General features: G+C 23.4%; 18 protein-coding genes and 7 pseudogenes. 12 read left to right on the top strand and 13 right to left on the bottom strand.

Annotated elements, in window-relative coordinates:
- Positions 1–46: 46 nt before the first annotated feature.
- The 4 genes and pseudogenes from QIA00_RS05135 to QIA00_RS05125 all read left to right on the top strand — a co-directional run.
- Positions 47–106: pseudogene (locus tag QIA00_RS05135) on the top strand (hypothetical protein); the annotation flags it as partial.
- Positions 107–1,386: 1,280 nt separating this feature from the next.
- Complete coding sequence (locus tag QIA00_RS05605; protein WP_476727169.1) at positions 1,387–1,521, top strand: hypothetical protein; 135 nt, start codon at positions 1,387–1,389, stop codon at positions 1,519–1,521.
- A 503-nt stretch (positions 1,522–2,024) separates the two neighbouring features.
- Positions 2,025–2,306: a hypothetical protein gene (locus tag QIA00_RS05130; protein WP_421114464.1), complete on the top strand. Its 282-nt coding sequence runs from the start codon at positions 2,025–2,027 to the stop codon at positions 2,304–2,306.
- Positions 2,307–2,528: 222 nt separating this feature from the next.
- Positions 2,529–5,789, top strand: coding sequence for a type ISP restriction/modification enzyme (locus tag QIA00_RS05125; protein ID WP_421114463.1), 3,261 nt, complete (start codon positions 2,529–2,531; stop codon positions 5,787–5,789).
- 899 nt (positions 5,790–6,688) lie between these two features.
- Here the strand turns inward: QIA00_RS05125 and QIA00_RS05120 are convergent.
- From QIA00_RS05120 to QIA00_RS05105, 4 genes are all read right to left on the bottom strand, one after another.
- Positions 6,689–6,829, bottom strand: a complete 141-nt coding sequence (locus QIA00_RS05120) for a DnaB-like helicase C-terminal domain-containing protein (protein ID WP_421114473.1) — start codon at positions 6,827–6,829, stop codon at positions 6,689–6,691.
- A 170-nt stretch (positions 6,830–6,999) separates the two neighbouring features.
- Positions 7,000–7,128: a hypothetical protein gene (locus QIA00_RS05115; protein ID WP_421114472.1), complete on the bottom strand. Its 129-nt coding sequence runs from the start codon at positions 7,126–7,128 to the stop codon at positions 7,000–7,002.
- A gap of 8 nt (positions 7,129–7,136) precedes the next feature.
- Positions 7,137–7,277: a DnaB-like helicase C-terminal domain-containing protein gene (locus QIA00_RS05110; RefSeq protein ID WP_421114462.1), complete on the bottom strand. Its 141-nt coding sequence runs from the start codon at positions 7,275–7,277 to the stop codon at positions 7,137–7,139.
- Between the two features lie 316 nt (positions 7,278–7,593).
- Complete coding sequence (locus QIA00_RS05105) at positions 7,594–7,788, bottom strand: DnaB-like helicase N-terminal domain-containing protein (protein WP_421114471.1); 195 nt, start codon at positions 7,786–7,788, stop codon at positions 7,594–7,596.
- Here QIA00_RS05105 and QIA00_RS05100 point away from each other — a divergent pair.
- Together QIA00_RS05100 and QIA00_RS05095 are read left to right on the top strand one after the other, a co-directional pair.
- Positions 7,754–8,002, top strand: a complete 249-nt coding sequence (locus tag QIA00_RS05100) for a hypothetical protein (RefSeq protein ID WP_421114475.1) — start codon at positions 7,754–7,756, stop codon at positions 8,000–8,002. The genes QIA00_RS05105 and QIA00_RS05100 overlap by 35 nt on opposite strands.
- A 248-nt stretch (positions 8,003–8,250) precedes the next feature.
- On the top strand, positions 8,251–8,727 hold the full coding sequence (locus QIA00_RS05095) for a hypothetical protein (RefSeq protein ID WP_421114461.1): 477 nt from the start codon (positions 8,251–8,253) through the stop codon (positions 8,725–8,727).
- Here the strand turns inward: QIA00_RS05095 and QIA00_RS05090 are convergent.
- The 5 genes and pseudogenes from QIA00_RS05090 to QIA00_RS05070 all read right to left on the bottom strand — a co-directional run.
- Positions 8,719–9,332 (bottom strand): annotated as a pseudogene (locus tag QIA00_RS05090) (ParA family protein); the annotation flags it as partial. The gene QIA00_RS05095 and the pseudogene QIA00_RS05090 sit on opposite strands and share 9 nt — an antisense overlap.
- Positions 9,308–9,847 (bottom strand): annotated as a pseudogene (locus tag QIA00_RS05085) (DUF226 domain-containing protein). The pseudogenes QIA00_RS05090 and QIA00_RS05085, both read right to left, overlap by 25 nt.
- Positions 9,840–10,136 carry a hypothetical protein gene (locus tag QIA00_RS05080; RefSeq protein WP_421114460.1) on the bottom strand — a complete coding sequence of 99 codons (297 nt, stop codon included), beginning with the start codon at positions 10,134–10,136 and terminating at the stop codon, positions 9,840–9,842. The pseudogene QIA00_RS05085 and the gene QIA00_RS05080 overlap by 8 nt, the downstream one beginning before the upstream one ends.
- A 46-nt stretch (positions 10,137–10,182) precedes the next feature.
- Positions 10,183–10,452, bottom strand: a complete 270-nt coding sequence (locus tag QIA00_RS05075; RefSeq protein ID WP_421114470.1) for a plasmid maintenance protein — start codon at positions 10,450–10,452, stop codon at positions 10,183–10,185.
- 52 nt (positions 10,453–10,504) lie between these two features.
- Positions 10,505–10,747: a hypothetical protein gene (locus QIA00_RS05070; RefSeq protein WP_421114459.1), complete on the bottom strand. Its 243-nt coding sequence runs from the start codon at positions 10,745–10,747 to the stop codon at positions 10,505–10,507.
- A gap of 552 nt (positions 10,748–11,299) precedes the next feature.
- Between QIA00_RS05070 and QIA00_RS05065 the strand changes: the two genes are divergently transcribed.
- Positions 11,300–11,902, top strand: a complete 603-nt coding sequence (locus QIA00_RS05065; RefSeq protein ID WP_421114458.1) for a chromosome replication/partitioning protein — start codon at positions 11,300–11,302, stop codon at positions 11,900–11,902.
- 211 nt (positions 11,903–12,113) lie between these two features.
- Positions 12,114–12,311 (top strand): transposase, encoded by a 198-nt coding sequence (locus QIA00_RS05060; protein WP_421114457.1) that lies wholly within the window; start codon positions 12,114–12,116, stop codon positions 12,309–12,311.
- Between the two features lie 602 nt (positions 12,312–12,913).
- Here QIA00_RS05060 and QIA00_RS05055 read toward each other — a convergent pair.
- Positions 12,914–13,767, bottom strand: a pseudogene (locus QIA00_RS05055) (hypothetical protein); the annotation flags it as partial.
- 1,260 nt (positions 13,768–15,027) lie between these two features.
- On the opposite strand from QIA00_RS05055, the pseudogene QIA00_RS05050 reads away from it, so the two are divergent.
- A pseudogene (locus tag QIA00_RS05050) lies at positions 15,028–15,474 on the top strand (P12 family lipoprotein).
- A gap of 663 nt (positions 15,475–16,137) precedes the next feature.
- Here QIA00_RS05050 and QIA00_RS05045 read toward each other — a convergent pair.
- The 3 genes and pseudogenes from QIA00_RS05045 to QIA00_RS05035 all read right to left on the bottom strand — a co-directional run.
- Positions 16,138–16,386: pseudogene (locus tag QIA00_RS05045) on the bottom strand (hypothetical protein); the annotation flags it as partial.
- Positions 16,387–16,418: 32 nt separating this feature from the next.
- A pseudogene (locus QIA00_RS05040) lies at positions 16,419–16,685 on the bottom strand (IS200/IS605 family transposase); the annotation flags it as partial.
- Positions 16,686–16,869: 184 nt separating this feature from the next.
- Entirely contained in the window at positions 16,870–17,475 is a 606-nt protein-coding gene (locus QIA00_RS05035) for a chromosome replication/partitioning protein (protein ID WP_421114456.1), read from the bottom strand.
- 551 nt (positions 17,476–18,026) lie between these two features.
- On the opposite strand from QIA00_RS05035, the gene QIA00_RS05030 reads away from it, so the two are divergent.
- Genes QIA00_RS05030 through QIA00_RS05020 form a run of 3 tightly spaced genes read left to right on the top strand, consistent with a single transcriptional unit; the run spans position 18,027 to position 20,219 of the window.
- On the top strand, positions 18,027–18,932 hold the full coding sequence (locus QIA00_RS05030; RefSeq protein ID WP_421114455.1) for a plasmid maintenance protein: 906 nt from the start codon (positions 18,027–18,029) through the stop codon (positions 18,930–18,932).
- Positions 18,925–19,464, top strand: a complete 540-nt coding sequence (locus QIA00_RS05025) for a DUF226 domain-containing protein (RefSeq protein ID WP_421114454.1) — start codon at positions 18,925–18,927, stop codon at positions 19,462–19,464. The genes QIA00_RS05030 and QIA00_RS05025 overlap by 8 nt, the downstream gene beginning before the upstream one ends.
- Positions 19,440–20,219: a ParA family protein gene (locus QIA00_RS05020; RefSeq protein WP_421114453.1), complete on the top strand. Its 780-nt coding sequence runs from the start codon at positions 19,440–19,442 to the stop codon at positions 20,217–20,219. The genes QIA00_RS05025 and QIA00_RS05020 overlap by 25 nt, the downstream gene beginning before the upstream one ends.
- Positions 20,220–20,384 lie beyond the last annotated feature (165 nt).

Raw genomic sequence — 20,384 nt, 5'->3', positions numbered from 1 at the left:
ATGCTGTTAAAAAGCAGGTGAGAAGAATGGTGGTACTGGTGATAGCATTGGAAACGTTGCTAATGCTGGTAATAATGGCACCAAAGGGGACGCTGACAGTGTTAAGGCGATTGCTGGTGGAATGAAAGGGATTGTTGATGCTGCGAAAAAAGCAGGTGTGGAATTGAAAGTTGATGGTGGTGGTGGTGGTTACAAAATTATCAAGTTATAAATATTTTCCTCCAAACATTCCTTTTATACACATTAAATTGCTAAATTTTTTATTACTTTTTAAATTTTTGAGAAAGATTTATGTATAAGTAGAATATTTTCCAAATGTTCTGTTTAGTTATCAAAAACTTCATCGATTTTATAAATAAAATGCAAATCTTTAAAACCCCATACAATAAGAAATCAAATAAACCAAAATATAAAGAATAACTTAAAATGTAAAATGAATTAAAAGGACTTGGAGATGACTTGAAAAAATAGTATAGAAACTGAGAATGACAAGAGATTAAAAATCAATTTTAGTTAAAAATTCTAAGCAGACAAAAGGATTAAGAATTAATTAGTGCAATAAAAAATCATATTGGACATGATGTAATACATAGTAAGATAATCTTCAACTATTTTTTTGACGTACTAAACGAATCACCACGAATAAAATTAGCAGAAGCTAAACTGCTATTAAACTCAATAAAACATATATAAGAAGTAAAAATTACCGATATTTGTTGGACATGGTAGAAATTAAAGATAATTTTTTAAGCAAAATTGCTGAACTAGAAGGTTTAAATAAAAAATCTAGTAATTCTAATTTTAATAATATAGTAGTATATTAGACAGTTTTTAATAAATTTTTAGAAAAATGATTTTAGCATAAAATTTTTTTTATTTGTTTTATAAAAATTAAGTAATTAAGAAAAATTAAAAATTTATTATTATCGATTAAAAGAAAATTTTATAAACCCATTTAAAAAAAAGAAATTGTCTATAAAACACAATGTATTAAATTTTGCAAGAAATTAAAGATAATATAACAGGAAAACAATAAGGAGATCTAGATAAATCTAATAAAACCGCTGCAAGTTTAATTTTATAAGAGATGGTGTAATGATATATATAGGGCAAATTTCTAATTGACTAGCTTAATTTTGGAAGAGCTTTTTATAAATAAAAAAATTACTATTTATATATTTTTAAATTATGAACTATCAGTACCTTTAAAAAGACCCTTAGTTTTTGCTAAGGGTCTTTTTTCTTATAATCTACTTCTATAATCAGTATTCAAAGTTAAAAATGTAAATTACAAAAAGGTTTTTCTTGCAAGAACTTATACTTTATATCTGTAAATAGACCTCACTAACTATAATAGTGTATAATAGGCCATATAGAGGCAATATTATGAAAACTGCGCTAACAAATACTGCAAGTATAACTGAAGAACAAATGATGCGGATTTATATAAATTTTGCAAAGAAAATAGTAAAAGAAAAAGTTTTATACTGGAAAAATAAGGAAATAAGTCCTGAAACTTAAAATCGTTAAATACCGAGTGATATTTTTAAATTAATTATTTTCTAATTATATTGCTAATATATATATTGCATATGTTAAATGAAGAAAAAAATATAAATTTTATAGAAAAAATAAAAGATGTAAGTAAAAAATACAAACTCATAAGGATGGTCTTAAAATAGAGGCTGAAAAAAAGACAGTTTTTTATTGATCCATTTTTAGATGCAATGGGTTATTGTCATACTAATCCTTCATGTGTTTAAGTTGAGGTTTAAATTATTGTTACTAGAAAAAATGAAATAAAAGCAGTCTATATTCTTTATTCTAAGGATAAAAATCCTACTATTTTATTAGAAGTTAAGCATCATAAAGAAAATCTTTAAAATCATTTTAGTCAATTATCAGATTATTTTTATAATCTTTTTTCTAAATATGAAATTAAATTTGGCATATTACCCAAATGGCATAGAATATAGATTCTATGCCATTTGGGTAAAGATAATTCACTAGATAATGAGCCTTTTATGATTATTAATTTAGAGAAATTAACATCTGAAGATTTTGAATATCTTGAAAAATTTTCTAGAAATTCTTTAAATATTGAAGAAGCTAGATCTTTTACATTAAAGAAAAAATATACAGACAAATTTTTAGTTTATTTAAAAAAGAGATTGAGAATACAAGCGATGATTTTCTTAAATTTTTTAAAACTAAAATTAACTTTGATACGAAAAATTCAGATGAAATATTTAAGAATATTATTAAAAACTCTTTTGGTATGTTTAATGAAAAAATCGTATTATTAGACAGACAATGAAAAAAATAATATAGAATTTACTATAAATAGCAGTAATAGCAATAATATTAAAACTGAAAATTTAAAAAAATTTGAAAAATTAAATTCTGACATTAAAGCAATATATCGAAACTTAGAAAGTTTTATTTTTGTTATATGCTAAGAACAAAAATAGTTTTTTCAAATATATGTTTAGTTGATATTAAAATATATATCTTTTATATTTATAAAAATGAATAATAATGAGTCTCTATTCAAACAGGCAAAAGAATATATAACTAATCTAAGAAGTACAAAATTAGAAGAAAAAACAGAGTATTCTAACAGAACTCATTTAGAAAATTTACTTAATGATTTTAATAAAATTAATCAAAACTCAAGTATTGCTATTCAGCATGAGCCAAGACGAAGTAAAGAAGGATTTGGATCACCCGACTATATTGTTAGACATAATATAACCCAGGGTACTATAGGGTGTATTGAAGTTAAAAAAGTTGGGCAAAACTTAGACGAAATACTAAAAAGTTCCCAAATTGAAAAATACAAAAATATAACACGCAGTATACTTCTTACAAATTATATTGAGTTTATATGGATTAAAGACAAAGAGATTAAACTAAGAGGGTCTTTACTAACTAAAGAAGAGCTATATAGTGAAGATACTAAACTCGATAAAAATAAATTAACCAAAATTATAAATATTTTATTTGGGTTCTTTAACTCTCATTTTGAAAAAATAAAAAGTATTGAAGCTTTAGCTAGCCTACTTGCAAGTAAAACTAAATCTTTAAAAGAAGAGATTGAAGTAAACTTAAAGGAAAATGAAGAAAAACTAAATTTAGATATTGATGAATCAGGACTAGGTGAGCTAAATGTTTTAGTTTCAACTTGCAGAATACTTAAAAAAAGTATTTATAGTGATGATTTTAGTATTTCAGAATTTTCAGATTCAATCGCTCAAACTATTACATATGGACTTTTTATTGCTCGTCTTAATAGTAAAGAAAATATAGAAATTAATTTTAAAAATATTGAAAACTTTATCCCTACTAATTTTTCACTTATACAAAACATTATAAAACTGATTAAAGATATCCATAAAGATAGTGAATTTAATTACTTAAGATGGATTTTAGAAAGCATTATAAGCATAGTAAATAATATTGATACAAAACTTATTTTTAATGAATTTTCATTTACTAATTCTAGCTTAAATTCAAAGGATCCCTATCTTTATTTTTATGAAGATTTTCTTGCTAAATACGATGCATCTTTAAGGAAGGCAAAAGGAGTTTACTACACTCCTAGCCCTATTGTTAGTTTTATTGTTAATAGTTTAAATGAAATGCTTAAAAAAGAATTTAAGTTAAATCATGGTATTGCAAATAAAGAAAAAGTTACAGTACTGGACTTTGCAACAGGAACAGGTACATTTTTACTTGAAGTTATTCGTACTATAATACTAAAGGAAATTCCAGAAAAATCTGGCAGACAAAAAGACTATATTAATCTACATATACTTAAAAACTTATATGGTTTTGAATATTTAATGGCACCTTATGCTGTAGCACACCTTAAATTAAGTCAGTATTTAAAAGAAGTTTGCAAAGTTGACTTTAATAAGGATTCAAAGCTCAAAGTGTACTTAACTAACACTCTTGACCTAAAAGAAATTACAGATCAGAAATTCTTTTCTTTTTCTTTTTTTAAAGATATTGCAAAAGAGACTAAAGAAGCAAATGAAATTAAACGTAATCCAATACTAGTAATACTTGGAAATCCTCCTTATAGTGCAGAGTCAAAAAATAATAATCAATATATATTGAATTTAGTCAATGATTATAAAAAAATAAAAAATAGTCCTATAAATGAAAGAAATACTAAAACACTTAATGATGATTATGTTAAGTTTATTAGATTTGCAGAGAATAAATTAGAGAACAATAAAAAAGAAGGATTATTAACTATTAAAGGCAGTGAAGAAGGACTTCTTGGAATTATAACAAACAATGGATACCTTGATAACATCACATTTAGAGGCATGAGACATCATTTGCTAAGCACTTTTGATGAAATCTACATCCTTAATCTACATGGTAGTTCACGTAAAAAAGAAAAAACTGACGATGGTAGTATAGATGAAAATGTATTTGACATTCAAACTGGGGTTGCAATTGCTATTTTTGCTAAATATAAAGAAAAAGAAAAAAAGAATGAACTGGCTAATGTATACTACAGCAGTATAAAAGGGAAAAGAGATCATAAATATGATTTTTTAAATAAAAATCATATTTATGATCTTAATTTTGAAAAACTTGACTATAAAGAGCCTAATTATTTTTTTATTAAAAAAGATTTATCAAATGAAGATATTTATAATAAAGGAAAATCTTTAATAGATATTTTTAATGAATTTAATGTTGGAATAGTAACTAGAAAAGACAAAATAGCGATTGATTATACAAAAGATACCCTTATGGATAAACTTAGGGATTTTGCATATTTGCCAGAAAAAAATGCAAGGAACAAATATAATATAGAAAAAGATTCTATGTTTTGGAAGTTATCAGAAATTCAAAAATTTTTAAAAAATACCAATTTTAATAAAAGTTATGTTAAAGAAATATCATATAGACCATTTGATAATAGATTTACTTATTATTCTAAAAATAAAGGGGTTGTAGTAGAGCCAAGATATAAAACAATGGAACATATTTTAGAAATTGAAGACAATATAGGACTTGTTACAACAAGGCTTTTATCAACAAATAGTTTTAAACATGCTTTAGTTACTTCTGAAATTTCGGATAAATGTTTTGTTTCAAATAAGGGTAGTGAATCATGCTATCTTTTTCCACTTTATATAAAAGAAAATCAAGGTGTATTTAAAAATATAAAAAAAGAAAATTTTAAGAAGGATAAAAAGGATAATAAAGATATTTTTAGAGAATTTATTAATACTAAATACAATAAAATATTTACTCCAGAAGAAATATTTGGCTATATCTATGCAGTGCTATACTCAAATACTTATAGAGAAAAATTCGTAGAATTTTTAAAAATAGACTATCCTAAGATTATTTTTGTAAATAATGTAGATGCATTTTTAGAGCTTAGTAACCTTGGAACTAAGCTCATTAATTCTCATTTATTAAAAGATAATTTAAAGCTCAACAATAGTATTGGTAATCACGCTGGAGACTATAATCGCATTGTAGAGAAAATTACTTATAAAGAAGACACAAAAGAACTTTACTATAATTCAACATGTTGTTTTACTAATGTAGCTAAAGAAGTATATGAATACGAAATTGGGAGTTATCAAGTGCTTAAAAGCTACTTAAAGTACAGAAAAGGCAAAGAACTTATTATTAATGAAAATGAAGACGAAATTGAACATCTTGAAAAAGTTATAAAAGTGCTTAGCTATACAATTAATGTACAAAAAGAAATTGACGAAATAATACAAAATCTTAAAGAATTTAATGAATAAATATAAATAGAATTATAATATCACTACACGCCAAGTGATATTATAATTCTATTTTCTTTTTTTGTACTTTCTTTCTTTTCTATAAGATTCATACTTTGTACAAGTTCTAGAAAATATATTCTATTGTCTTTATAGAGAATTTCATTCGTTCTATTTTAAGCGCGTCTAATACTTTATTGGTAAAGAAAAGCATATATTTATCACTTGATTTATTTATCATATCATCAATTTTGTCCAGTCTAGTTTCAACTCTATCTAATCTGGTTTTAACTCTATTAACTGAAGTAACTAAATTTTTAGTCTCAACTTAAAGTGTTAGTACTCTTTTACCGAAAGTACCTACTTTAGTGCCTAGGTTATCTACTTTAATATCTAATTTTTTATTATCTTCTTTTAAATTTCCTAATTCTAAATCAATTTCAGAAAGTTTACCTCCAAGTTTATAACTTATTGCTATAATAACTAACTAAAGTTATCAAATACCAATTAGACTACCAAAATCCTTAATTAAAGTATAAAAATCTATATAAAACCTACTTATATAGATTTTTATACTTTGTGTATTTTTACTAAAATACCAAGTAACATTTTTTAATTTACTTCCTTTTTTTGTTTTAAATACTTTAATTTTAAATTAAGAAGCTAATAAAACAATATTAATTAATAGGTATAGAAATTATTTTTACAACATTATTTTCTATCTATAAATTTAGTAAATTTAGGTACAAAATCCATGATTAAAGCACTAGTGGCCACGTTTCTATGTTTAGCAACCTTTATTTACTTCAGTTGTATCGTCACTTAAAGTATTATTATTCTCTTTATATTCCTTATTCTCTTTATGTAAAAAAATACAATGTCAGCATCCTGATCTAATGCTCCTGACTCCCTTAAAGTTGCTAAACTAGGCTCTTACCCACTGTGCTTCTGGCAACTTGTGACAAAGCTATTATTGTAATTTCAAGCTCAAGAGCAAGTACACGTATAGTACGGCTCAAAAATGCAACTTGCTCAAAACGAGGAATATCATTATGTGATATAGTAATTAAACTAATATAATCAATAAAAATAATCTCAACATTGCTATTCTTTTCATTTATCTGGACTGAGCTTTCAGTTCATATATTTGAATACCTTGTGTACTTTCAATAAAGAGATAAATTATTAAGTTCAGAAAGTGATTTATTATAAGCAATGAGTTCATTTTTATTCATTCAGCTACTATAAATCTTATGATATTCAATTCAGCATTAAGTGATATAAGCCTCCTTACAATAGACTTACTTGGCATTTCAAGTGTAAAAAATCCAACACTTCGATTTTGTTTTTTAAAACATATATTATTTACTATAATAAGTGCAAAGGCAGTGTTTTGCTAACACTAGGACGTGCCTCGATTATTACAAAATCTGATTTATTAAATCCTTGTATAATTTTATCAAGACTTTTAAATCCACTTTCTATAAGATTATTTTTTATAATTTTCAATGAACTTTCAAAAGATAAAAATTCTATTCAAGTTTTCAGGGGCTTTGGATATAAATGAATATATTAAGACTATATCTAAGTACAGTACAGTAGGAGTTATAATAGAAATTCATGCTAACATTATAAAAGAGTATAGCATAAGACGTGAAGCTCTTAGTGTTGCTAATGTTATAATTAAAGATGCTACAAATAAATCAATAGATTTATTTGTGCTTTTTGATAATGTACAAAATAAAGCAAGTTCTACTGAATTAACTTATAGAAATGAAAATTTAACACATATAAGCGATGTTTTAAAAGAGATTGATCATGATGTTCAAAATGAGAAAACTATAATAGGTTCAATAGGAATCCTTTTTGTATATAAATTAACCATACAAGCAAAAATTCTCTTATTTACATCGAAATTAAAATCATTAGGTTTTAGATAAAGTAAAACTTTTTCAATTTTAACCGTAACTATTGAAGGAAGAGATTTGAAATTAAGACTGCAAGAAATTGAAGGGGTCATTAAGGATTTATTATCCTTGAAAATTTTTAATCCTTCTAGTGATGTTAAAAAAGCTAAAAGTGATTTAGTCAATATAGAACAAACTCTTCAAGACTTAACCAATGATGTTTTGCGTACGACACTTAGCAACATTTCTACTATCATTACTAAGGTTAAGAACTTTAATTTTAGTAATTTCTTAAAAAAGATAACCGACAGCATAAAAATGGTATAAGTGGGGCTTTTTCTGGAATAAAAAATGTTGGCAATACGGTAGTTAATTATATCAGTACAGATGTTGGTAACCTTTGGAACTTGGGTGACATATAATGTTTATATGTTTTTATGCAACTTTTTTTTTAAAAAAAAGGTAAATTTGCTAAACAAAAAAATTTTTACAAAATAAATCCGAATGAATTTATTCTAATTAGTGAACATCTTATCAATTCTTCTAGCACTAATCACCATTTACTTGGAATTATTATGGCCTCTGGAATTCCTTTAAATTACCTAAAAAATCAAAATATAAAAACTCCTTACAATTTCAAATCTGATACAATTTCTTATATATTGGACAACGGTTTACAAATTCAAAAACATTCCCTAATTTGCTCTAATAAAATTTCCAGATGTATTGAAAATCTAGATAAAAATAGACTAGTATCTATAAAAACAGATAGAATTAATTATGTTGTAAAAAAGATATTTGGGGTTGGTATTACCACTAAACAACTGAGAATTGTTTACTCTTTGATTGCAAAGTCTAAAGAAACACTAAATGAAATCAAGCACAACTCTAATTCACAAAGCATCTTTTTAGTTAACACGCCGTGCATATTAAATCTATCACAAAAACTTAACTATATTAAATCATTCGTACTTTTAAAACTCAATCACAACAATCTAAATTATTATATTATAAAAATAGCTCCAACAAGCTTAAATCTACTATTCATATAGCACACTATCAACCTCCTTTAGGGTATTTCTATTTTTAATAAATTGGTTTTCTATAATAGAAATATTGTATTTTTTATTTTTAATATTTTGAATATTATTGATAGTTCCCATTAAAATAGAAAAACTTTCTATCGACCACCTTTCTACTTGAACTGGGATTACAATGTGATCTGTAACATTTAAAGCGTTCTTTAAAAGGAAATTTCTACTTGGAGAAGTATCTATTATAATGTAATCAAAATCAAAAATTTTAGTACCCTTATTTAATCTAAATTCTAGAGTAATTTCCTTATAATCTATATCATCTGTATTAAATTTTTCTAAAATAGGATAAGAAGGAATTATAGAAATAAATTCATTAATTTTATTTTCACATTTAATAAAATAGGCATTTCCTTTTAAAAATTCATAAACATTATATTTTTTAATATTAGAAATATACTTATTAAAATAAGAAGTTAAAGAATTTTGTGGATCTAAATCAATTAATATTACCCTTTTTCCAATTTTTTTAAGATATACGAAAAAAGTATAGAAAGTGAGCTTTTCCCAACCCCTCCTTTTAAGCTTGCCAGTGTAATTATAATTGGTTTTTTTCTATCCATTTATTTATAACACCCCCATCTTTTAATCTTTTATTATAAAATTCATATACTTTTTTTCCATTTTTTTTAGATATGATAAATTTAACTGATAATATTCAGTATCCTCTTTATTTTTTCTTAGAAGTGTTCTTAAAGATTGAACATATGCTTTAATAGAGCCATTCTTAAAGGCAAATTCTATATAATAGAGTTTTTTTATTGCATAAGTTTTATTATTTTCTTTTTTAAGGAAAAAAGGTTTATTGAGTCTATCATGCCTATATCTTATTTCTAGGAACTTGTCATTTTCTTTTAAAGGAAAAAGATTAAAAAAAAGAAAGTCCTCAGCATTATTAAATTTTTGAAAAGTAAGCCTAAGTCTTTCTCCTTTGTTTGTAATTCTAAAATCAACTAAAATGTTTAAATATTTTTGTGTGGTATATTTTTCTAGTGTCTATTTCTTCAATTTTATTAAAAATAATCCTTTTTTCTATATTACTTTTTTCGATTTTAAGTTTTTCAAGTAAACTACTCAAGGTTTAATCCCTTTTTAAAAATATTTTCTAAAATATTATTAGCTATTATTCCAGCATGTCCTGAAAAGTTAGTTATTTTGTTTTCTTCCCATTTATTATTATAAGTATTTTTGAATTCTCTGGCAAGGATATAAAAATCAGTTTTATAAGGAGCGGTTTTTCTCATAAAATGTATTTTATGTTTATAAAAGTTTAGTTTGGATAGAAAAAATTCTTTAATGTCTTTTGCTTCATATTCATATTTTAGATAGTTTTTAAAATCTTTATAGTTTAATAAAGTATTTTTCAATGTTTTAATTGGTTCTTTTGTATTAGAAATTATTGATTTAATTTTTTTAAAAAAAGGAATTTTCTATAGAATTCTTATTATATATATTTATATGTTTTTTATTATATACAGTGATATTTTTAGTGATATTTTTAAGCTTAAAATGTTCTTTTTCTTTTTTTACTTTCTTAATTAAGTCTGCTTTAGTATTACTAAAATGCGAATCAATTAATTTGTATGCAATAGGTGACACTTTGTATATACATAACTTCCCTTTGAATTTTCCAAAGTTATTTGAAAATGTTAGTATTCTTTTTTCCAATGCTTTTAGTTTAATTAAAAATCTTAAATCTATTCTTAAAGTGTTAAATTGTAGTTTCTTTTTTATTTTATTTATCTATGTTTGAGTTAAGTACTCGAAGTATATCTCCTTGATGATGCACTTGAATTTTTTTTAGGTTTTCAGAATCAAAATGAATTCTATGCATTGATGTATTGTACTTTTTTTCGAATTCTTTATTTAAGCAAGTAATAACCGAAATTATTTTTTTAAGCTTCCAATCTTTTGGAAGTAGTTTATTGGATTTATGAGTATTAATTTGATAGTTATAATTAGCTATAATAGCTTTCATTTTTGTCTCCTAGCTTAATGTGTGTTTAACTATTAATTTATATTTAAGGACTGCAATATATAAAATAATAAATTTCAACCCCCTGTTTAATATTAAATCTAAGAATCTTATTTGAATGAAGGCGGAGTTTTATTTTTTGACAAAAACATTTTAATGTTATTCAATAACTGGGATTAAGTTTTGTAATTAACCCTGTTAAAAATAGAATAATAAATAATACACAAGGTGTTAGTAATCAAAATAATATAAAAAAATATATTTTTTTTACTACTATAACTACTATCTTTAAATCAAAGATTATAGAAATAGCTTTTTTATTGTTCAGAACCGAACGATTTCATTTATTATTAGTATTTTTGTATCAAAAAGTTATAAGCATTGACATAAATTTTAATTTATGTCAATGCTTATAAACAGATTTAGTGGTATTAGATTTATCTAATGTTTTTTATCTCATATTATTAGTTTAAATCTATTTTTTTAGATTTTAATTAATAGTTAAATTCAAAAGGATGTATATTTTAAAACAAAAAATAAATACAAGAGGACAAAGTGGAGAAAAAAGAAAATAAAAAAGAGATCATTTTAAATGACAGATTTGAAGATTTTATTGATAAACGTCAGAATTTAAATAATAATCAAGATGAAAATTTAATAATTTATAATGATTTAAAGGATCAGCTAAAGCTTAATTTGAAAGATGATATTGAGAATAAAATTCAAAGAATGAAAATTCTATATGAAATTAAGCAAAAAGAACTTTATAAATACGATGGTTTTAAAAGCTTTGAACAATTTATAAAATCTTTTGTAATTGCAAAAACTCAAGCTTATACATATTTAAGAGTTTATGAAAAGGTTTTGGAAGGTATTATTTCTATTGATAAAATTAAGGTGGTGGGTTTTAATAGCATATATCATGCTATACGAAAACAAGGAAAAGGAATATTAAAAATAAATCAAGAAGATATGAATCAAATTAATAAAAAAAATACCCCAATTAGAATTTTAATAAAAAATGATGAATTATATGATTTTTGTAACAAAGATACTAAAAAAATTTGTTTTATTTTAGAAGAGATTTTTAAAAAAAAAGATATTTTATCAGAGATCATAATTAAATATGATAATTCTAAAAAGAAAAGAAATAAATAAATTTTCAAGTTTTGTTGACTTTAATGTTTGATTAATGTTAACCTATTATTTCTAGTAGGCTTAAGTTTGTTTTGCCTAGTTTAATGTCGAAAAGATGCCCGAAAAGGGGTTTTTTCATTTTTAAATCTAAATCATAGAGTTTACACTTACTTTAAAGTAAGTGTAAAACTTAGCATTAGTTACTAAATATAATCATAAATGCATAAATAATATGCTTTCATCTTATCTTTACCAAATAATACTTAATATATATTCTTTATGGAAAGTAACCTTTAATGAATTCAATCATGATAAAGATCATATTCATTTATTACTAGAATTTATCCCCAATATTCAACCTGCTAAATTCATAAACAATCTAAAAATAGTATCTTCAAGGTTTATAAGAAAAAATATTCTACTTATTTAGGTAAGTATTACTGAAAACCTTATTTTTGGTCTAGAAGTTATTGCCTTATCTCTACTGGAGGAAGCCTCCATTGATATCATCAAAAAGTATATTCAAAATTAAAATAAATCTATTTATTAGCAAATTCATCTCCACCTAAATTTTATAGAAATTATAGGTGGAGAATTCTTTGTTACTTTAGTTAAAACAGATATATTTATAAAAATTTTCATTTAAAAAATCTTTTTTAGTAAAAAAATACTAAGAATCTTTATAAACAATGAAATGATAAATTTTTATTCATAAATCTATTTCCCTAATTTTAATAATCAAATATACTACTAAATTTGAAAAGATTGTTACATAAAATAACAGCACTTTTATTAATATTAGGTTTTGATTTATCAAAGAATATTCCTCAAAACAAAATAAATGATATTCCCAATTTAGAATAGAAGAACTATATGGACCATTTCAATTACAAATGAATTGTCTCAGCCCTACTTGCATAAGTATATAAAGAAACAATAAATAATAATTGTTAAGATTCTGGATATTGATAATTTTAAAAATTACAATGATCAAATGATCAATTTAGATATTAAATTTTACGTTTATTGGTTTTAGTATTTATAATTTACAAAGATTCCAATAGAATTAAAGTAAAAATAACATTTACCAGTTGCAATTCTTTTTAAAATATCAGCCAGTCCGACTGTGTTACTTGTTTATGTAAAGTTTGTAAATAATTTTAATTGGATAGCCTGTTAAAGATTTGATAACTTTAAAGTTAGTAAAAATAGAAATATTGTGATAAAAAATGTAACTTCCTCCAACCCTTATTTTTCCATAGGCTTATGTTTCTTTCTTCGCCAATTTGTGTTTTTCCTTCATAAAGTAAGCCTATGACATTAAGGGTTATCGACATTTTATAAGCTAAAAGAGCATAAAGTTTCATTAGTATGCCATTTATATTTTTACCGTCATTTGCTTTATAGTTCCAAAGTTGACCTTTGTTTGCATGGGGATTAATTAAGTATGTAAAATCGTTGCCAATAGCTGTAACAATGTGTGTCCATTCTCCTTGAAAGATATAGGGTTTAAATCAAATTGGAATCGCATTCCTATTGTTATTTCTGAATAAAATTCAATGTTATTTAAATATTTTTCATTTTTAATATACACACCAATTCCATTAAATCCAAAAACTTCTCAATCCATGCCAATTTCATTTTATGTATATAGTATATAAATTTAAAAAAGCAATAGGAGTAAAGCTTAGTATGCTTTTAAATGAGATACTTACAGGAGATAATCCTATATTTAAATCAACGTTTATGCCATTGTTTTTGAAAAAAATAGAATTGGAATTGTTTAAAGCTTTAAAATTTTTATAGTATTCTAAGTACGATATTAATTTTATTCCTCTCCAAGGATTGACTGGGATTTTTAAACTTGGTGTATTATTTATTGAGTTTTGTTAGATTAAAGCTTAAATAATATACTTATTTGTGCATATTTTTATCTAATATGTATGGAAGAGAAGAAGAATATATATTATATATGATTGAAAGAAAAATAACTATTATGAGTAGAAATAGGGAATAAAGGGAGATTTATGATAAACTGATTTCAGTGATGCATTAATTAAGACATAAAATGGTTAAATTGATTGGTTCGGGTGGAAGGCTGTGAAAAGTTTTGCAGCTAGTATCTTTTTTGAGGGTGTTGTAGTTAACCCCATATGGTAATAATGATAGCTTATTAGGCAGTTGGATAATTTTAAAGAGAGAGCGTTAGAGAGTATGCAAAAATGTGTATTGAAATATACAGAAGGATAGAATTTGATAAAATTAGGATAAGGTGATTAAGAAAAATAAACAAGAGGATAACAGCGGATTATATTAAATATAAATTTGCATTTATATTTAATATAATTTGTTTTACATTTAAATTAAGTTAGGCATCTAAATCAAGAGAATCATATAATATTAGTTTTTTATAGCAATATAAAATGAACTTCATTAACATCTTTGATCTTATCAATACATTGCTTTTTTTAAAGATTCTTTTTATTATAAAGAAATAAAAACTATAAAAACTAATTCAGAAATTGCCTGAAGTAAAAACTTGTTGATTATGATCTAATAGATGGCTGTTTTTGTAGAACTTAAAAGTTCTCATGAAATGGAATAATAAACTAAAGATTGTAGAAATAGTGGTTTGCATAAAAGAGTTAAAATTTATACAGGCGAGGAATTAAATTAAGATAATAATAAAGGTGAAAAACAAAGAAATTATAATGAACTTAAAGAATAATTAAAATTGGAGTTAAAATTCCATATTAATATATAAAATTCAAAGAATGAAGATTTTACATGAAATTAAACGAAAAAATTTATAAATATTGAAATTTTTTCAGTTTTAAACAGTTTATTATTTTTTTTAAAGCAAAATAGTAGTTATTAGCTTATTTTGAGGGAAAAATTGAAAAATGAGGATGGGAGGATTTAATTGCTGATCCCTTAGACCCTTCAGAATCTGTTTTAGAGTCTATAAAGTCTGCAAGTCTTGTTGTAGAGAGAGCCCAACCCGTGTTGTCTTCCAGAAGCGTTGTATAATAAGGTTGATATACCAAGGCATGACCAAAATAAGAGAAATAAAAGAAAAGGATTTTCTTTCTTCTACTAAGGAAGAAAAGAGAGTAGATAAAGCAGAGATAAAAGAATAGAATTTAATTTCTTTTACTGAGAAAGAAAAAGAAGCATCTCAAGCAATTAAAGAGATAGAAAAACATATTGACTCTGGATTTTCTAGGTTAATTGAGGATATGTGTGCACTTAAAGGTGAATATACTTTAATAAAAAATAATTTTTACGATGTGATGAGTGAATTCTAAAATGAAAAAACATCGCTAACGAGAAATTATGAGAACAATAAAGATAAAATAAAGAAACTAAGAGAATTGCAAGATAATTTAAAGAAATATGCTGAACTTGAAAAACTTATATTTAAGATTGATGTTGCAGAACAAGAGATAAGATCTGCAGCTGAATTTTTTGATGAAGCTAAGGAAAATTTAAAAGAAGGTATTATTGCAAGATTGAGGAATAAAAATGGAGTATCTGATGCGTCAAAATTGTCTGTAAAGGCTCGACAAAAAACAGAGGGAGGATTGCTTTAATAATGTATAAGAAAAAAATAAAAAAACAAGATTTTAAACTAGAAAATGAAATAAGAAAAAGAATTGATATATCACCTAAAGCTTTTAAATAGATAATTTAGATAGAAAGAATGATAATGCTGCTTGAAGAAGTTGAAAATAAAAAATTTAGTTACTCAAGTTAATATTAAAGTCAGATTAGATATAGTTTAAACAAAACTAGACAAAGAAAGTTGGTGGTTTTATTTTTACTTATTAACACAATATTGATTCGATCCTTATTACTTATATTAAAGCACTAAAAATTTAAAAAATAATAAATAAATTTGAAAAAAATTAATCAAAAATACATAAAAATAGATTTTTTAAAAAAATCAAAATATTATGAAACTTTCAGCAATGAAAATATTATTATGATTATCCAAATCATACAATATTAAGTATAATATTGTATGATATTTATATTGTATTATATATTTGTATTGTGATGTAATGCTTTACTTAAATAATAAAGCTCCCATATAGGAACCTATATTATTGATTATTGTGTAAAAATCACTTAAAACCTTTTTTGTTTTGCATGTTCAAACCAGTTCTTTCATAGCTTGCCTTTCTCCTATCGCGTTATCTTTTCTAGAAGAATAAAATTCCAAGTTAAGTTATGCTAAATAATTTTTTATTTAGCTAATAATTATAATATCCTTTTATTAAAGACAAAATATAATATTCTCTTTTTTTTGTTTTTAATATCTTAAAATCAACCAAGCAAAATGACAAAATATTCTTTGATTAATGAATAAAGGCTGGCTACAATAAAATTGTTTTCATTTTTTTAACTAAAAAAATTCATCTTCTAAATTTAGAGCTAGTATTTTATTGATTTTTATCTTTATCAAACTCAAAATACTTTAAGTAAAGTAAATATTTAAAATTTTAGGGCCATTTTTAGTTGTCTTAAAAAGATTTTAAATTAAATTAATAAATTTAACTCTAGAATAAAGAAATATAAAATTGTTATTAGTTGTGTCTTTTTTAAACCTTGAAGATACTATTTTTAGATTGTTTATGAATTTAGCAGGTTGAATATTGGGGATAAATTCTAGTAATAAATGAATATGATCTTTATCATGATTGAATTCCTTAAAGGTTACTTTCCATAAAGAATATATATTAAGTATTATTTGGTAAAGATAAGATGAAAGCATATTATTTATGCATTTATGATTATATTTAGTAACTAATGCTAAGTTTTACACTTACTTTAAAGTAAGTGTAAACTCTATGATTTAGATTTAAAAATGAAAAAACCCCTTTTCGGGCATCTTTTCGACATTAAACTAGGCAAAACAAACTTAAGCCTACTAGAAATAATAGGTTAACATTAATCAAACATTAAAGTCAACAAAACTTGAAAAGTTATTTATTTCTTTTCTTTTTAGAATTATCATATTTAATTATGATCTCTGATAAAATATCTTTTTTATTTTTAAAAATCTCTTCTAAAATAAAACAAATTCTTTTAGTATCTTTGTTACAAAAATCATATAATTCATCATCTTTTATTAAAATTCTAATTGGGGTATTTTTTTTATTAATTTGATTCATATCTTCTTGATTTATTTTTAATATTCCTTTTCCTTGTTTTCGTATAGCATGATATATGCTATTAAAACCCACCTCCTTAATTTTATCAATAGAAATAACACCTTCCAAAACCTTTTCATAAACTCTTAAATATGTATAAGCTTGAGTTTTTGCAATTACAAAAGATTTTATAAATTGTTCAAAGCTTTTAAAACCATCGTATTTATAAAGTTCTTTTTGCTTAATTTCATATAGAATTTTCATTCTTTGAATTTTATTCTCAATATCATCTTTCAAATTAAGCTTTAGCTGATCCTTTAAATCATTATAAATTATTAAATTTTCATCTTGATTATTATTTAAATTCTGACGTTTATCAATAAAATCTTCAAATCTGTCATTTAAAATGATCTCTTTTTTATTTTCTTTTTTCTCCACTTTGTCCTCTTGTATTTATTTTTTGTTTTAAAATATACATCCTTTTGAATTTAACTATTAATTAAAATCTAAAAAAATAGATTTAAACTAATAATATGAGACAAAAAACATTAGATAAATCTAATACCACTAAATCTGTTTATAAGCATTGACATAAATTTTAATTTATGTCAATGCTTATAACTTTTTGATACAAAAATACTAATAATAAATGAAATCGTTCGGTTCTGAACAATAAAAAAGCTATTTCTATAATCTTTGATTTAAAGATAGTAGTTATAGTAGTAAAAAAAATATATTTTTTTATATTATTTCGATTACTAACACCTTGTGTATTATTTATTATTCTATTTTTAACAGGGTTAATTACAAAACTTAATCCCAGTTATTGAATAACATTAAAATGTTTTTGTCAAAAAATAAAACTCCGCCTTCATTCAAATAAGATTCTTAGATTTAATATTAAATAGGGGTTGAAATTTATTATTTTATATATTACAATCCTTAAATATAAATTAATAGTTAAACACACATTAAGCTAGGAGACAAAAATGAAAGCTATTATAGCTAATTATAACTATCAAATTAATACTCATAAATCCAATAAACTACTTCCAAAAGATTGGAAGCTTAAAAAAATAATTTCGGTTATTACTTACTTAAATAAAGAATTCGAAAAAAAGTACAATACATCAATACATAGAATTCATTTTGATTCTGAAAACCTAAAAAAAACTCAAGTGCATCATCAAGGAGATATACTTCGAGTACTTAACTCAAACATAGATAAAGAAAATAAAAAAGAAACTACAATTAACACTTTAAGAATAGATTTAAGATTTTTAATTAAACTAAAAGCATTGGAAAAAAGAATACTAACATTTTCAAATAACTTTGGAGAATTCAAAGGGAAGTTATGTATATACAAAGTGTCACCTATTGCATACAAATTAATTGATTCGCATTTTAGTAATACTAAAGCAGACTTAATTAAGAAAGTAAAAAAAGAAAAAGAACATTTTAAGCCTAAAAATATCACTAAAAATATCACTGTATATAATAAAAAACATATAAATATATATAATAAGAATTCTATAGAAAATTCCTTTTTTAAAAAAATTAAATCAATAATTTCTAATACAAAAGAACCAATTAAAACATTGAAAAATACTTTATTAAACTATAAAGATTTTAAAAACTATCTAAAATATGAATATGAAGCAAAAGACATTAAAGAATTTTTCCTATCCAAACTAAACTTTTATAAACATAAAATACATTTTATGAGAAAAACCGCTCCTTATAAAACTGATTTTTATATCCTTGCCAGAGAATTCAAAAATACTTATAATAATAAATGGGAAGAAAACAAAATAACTAACTTTTCAGGACATGCTGGAATAATAGCTAATAATATTTTAGAAAATATTTTTAAAAAGGGATTAAACCTTGAGTAGTTTACTTGAAAAACTTAAAATCGAAAAAAGTAATATAGAAAAAAGGATTATCTTTAATAAAATTGAAGAAATAGACACTAGAAAAATATACTACACAAAAATATTTAAACATTTAGTTGATTTTAGAATTACAAACAAAGGAGAAAGACTTAGGCTTACTTTTCAAAAATTTAATAATGCTGAGGACTTTCTTTTTTTTAATCTTTTTCCTTTAAAAGAAAATGACAAGTTCCTAGAAATAAGATATAGGCATGATAGACTCAATAAACCTTTTTTCCTTAAAAAGGAAAATAATAAAACTTATGCAATAAAAAAACTCTATTATATAGAATTTGCCTTTAAGAATGGCTCTATTAAAGCATATGTTCAATCTTTAAGAACACTTCTAAGAAAAAATAAAGAGGATACTGAATATTATCAGTTCAATTTATCATATCTAAAAAAAATGGAAAAAAAAGTATATGAATTTTATAATAAAAGATTAAAAGATGGGGGTGTCATAAATAAATGGATAGAAAAAAACCAATTATAATTACACTGGCAAGCTTAAAAGGAGGGGTTGGGAAAAGCTCACTTTCTATACTTTTTTCGTATATCTTAAAAAAATTGAAAAAAAGGGTAATATTAATTGATTTAGATCCACAAAATTCTTTAACTTCTTATTTTAATAAGTATATTAATAATATTAAAAAACATAATGTTTATGAATTTTTAAAAGGAAATACCTATTTTATTAAATGTGAAAATAAAATTAATGAATTTATTTCTATAATTCCTTCTCATCCTATTTTAGAAAAATTTAATACAGATGATATAGATTATAAGGAAATTATTCTAGAATTTAGATTAAATAAGAGTACTAAAATTTTTGATTTTGATTACATTATAATAGATACTTCTCCAAGTAGAAATTTCCTTTTAAAGAATGCTTTAAATGTTACAGATCACATTGTAATCCCAGTTCAAGTAGAAAGGTGGTCGATAGAAAGTTTTTCTATTTTAATGGGAACTATCAATAATATTCAAAATATTAAAAATAAAAAATACAATATTTCTATTATAGAAAACCAATTTATTAAAAATAGAAATACCCTAAAGGAGGTTGAGAGTGTGCTATATGAAAAGTATGGTAAATATATAAAAGGTAAAATTCATTTTTCAAATAGTATAAAAGTTTTCATAAACGAACTTTTAGAGCCTTCTTTAAAAGAAATTTATTACAGGGAAGCTGAAAATGCTTTAAAAAATATACTGCGACCTGCTATTTTAACAACAACTGAAGTATAAATCTAGTTAAAACTAAATATAAAGACGCTTTGCACTATAATTTAAGTTTGAAAAATATTTGATTATTACAATATAACATTAAGTTTTAATAAAAGTAAAATATTATATTGCAATAATAGATATATTTAAGTATATAGGATATATGATGAACAAAAAGTTTTTAGA

The organism is Borreliella americana (assembly GCF_032595795.2).
Taxonomy (GTDB): Bacteria; Spirochaetota; Spirochaetia; order Borreliales; family Borreliaceae; genus Borreliella; species Borreliella americana.
The sequence above is the reverse complement of the archived record's forward strand: the minus strand, read 5'-3'. Positions and strand labels throughout refer to the sequence as shown.

Coding starts and splice junctions, on each gene's coding strand:
- QIA00_RS05605 (WP_476727169.1), top strand. CDS start 1,387: ATGAAAACTGCGCTAACAAATACTGCAAGTATAACTGAAGAACAAATG.
- QIA00_RS05130 (WP_421114464.1), top strand. CDS start 2,025: ATGATTATTAATTTAGAGAAATTAACATCTGAAGATTTTGAATATCTT.
- QIA00_RS05125 (WP_421114463.1), top strand. CDS start 2,529: ATGAATAATAATGAGTCTCTATTCAAACAGGCAAAAGAATATATAACT.
- QIA00_RS05105 (WP_421114471.1), bottom strand. CDS start 7,788: ATGACCCCTTCAATTTCTTGCAGTCTTAATTTCAAATCTCTTCCTTCA.
- QIA00_RS05095 (WP_421114461.1), top strand. CDS start 8,251: ATGGCCTCTGGAATTCCTTTAAATTACCTAAAAAATCAAAATATAAAA.
- QIA00_RS05070 (WP_421114459.1), bottom strand. CDS start 10,747: ATGAAAGCTATTATAGCTAATTATAACTATCAAATTAATACTCATAAA.
- QIA00_RS05060 (WP_421114457.1), top strand. CDS start 12,114: ATGCTTTCATCTTATCTTTACCAAATAATACTTAATATATATTCTTTA.
- QIA00_RS05030 (WP_421114455.1), top strand. CDS start 18,027: ATGAAAGCTATTATAGCTAATTATAACTATCAAATTAATACTCATAAA.
- QIA00_RS05020 (WP_421114453.1), top strand. CDS start 19,440: ATGGATAGAAAAAAACCAATTATAATTACACTGGCAAGCTTAAAAGGA.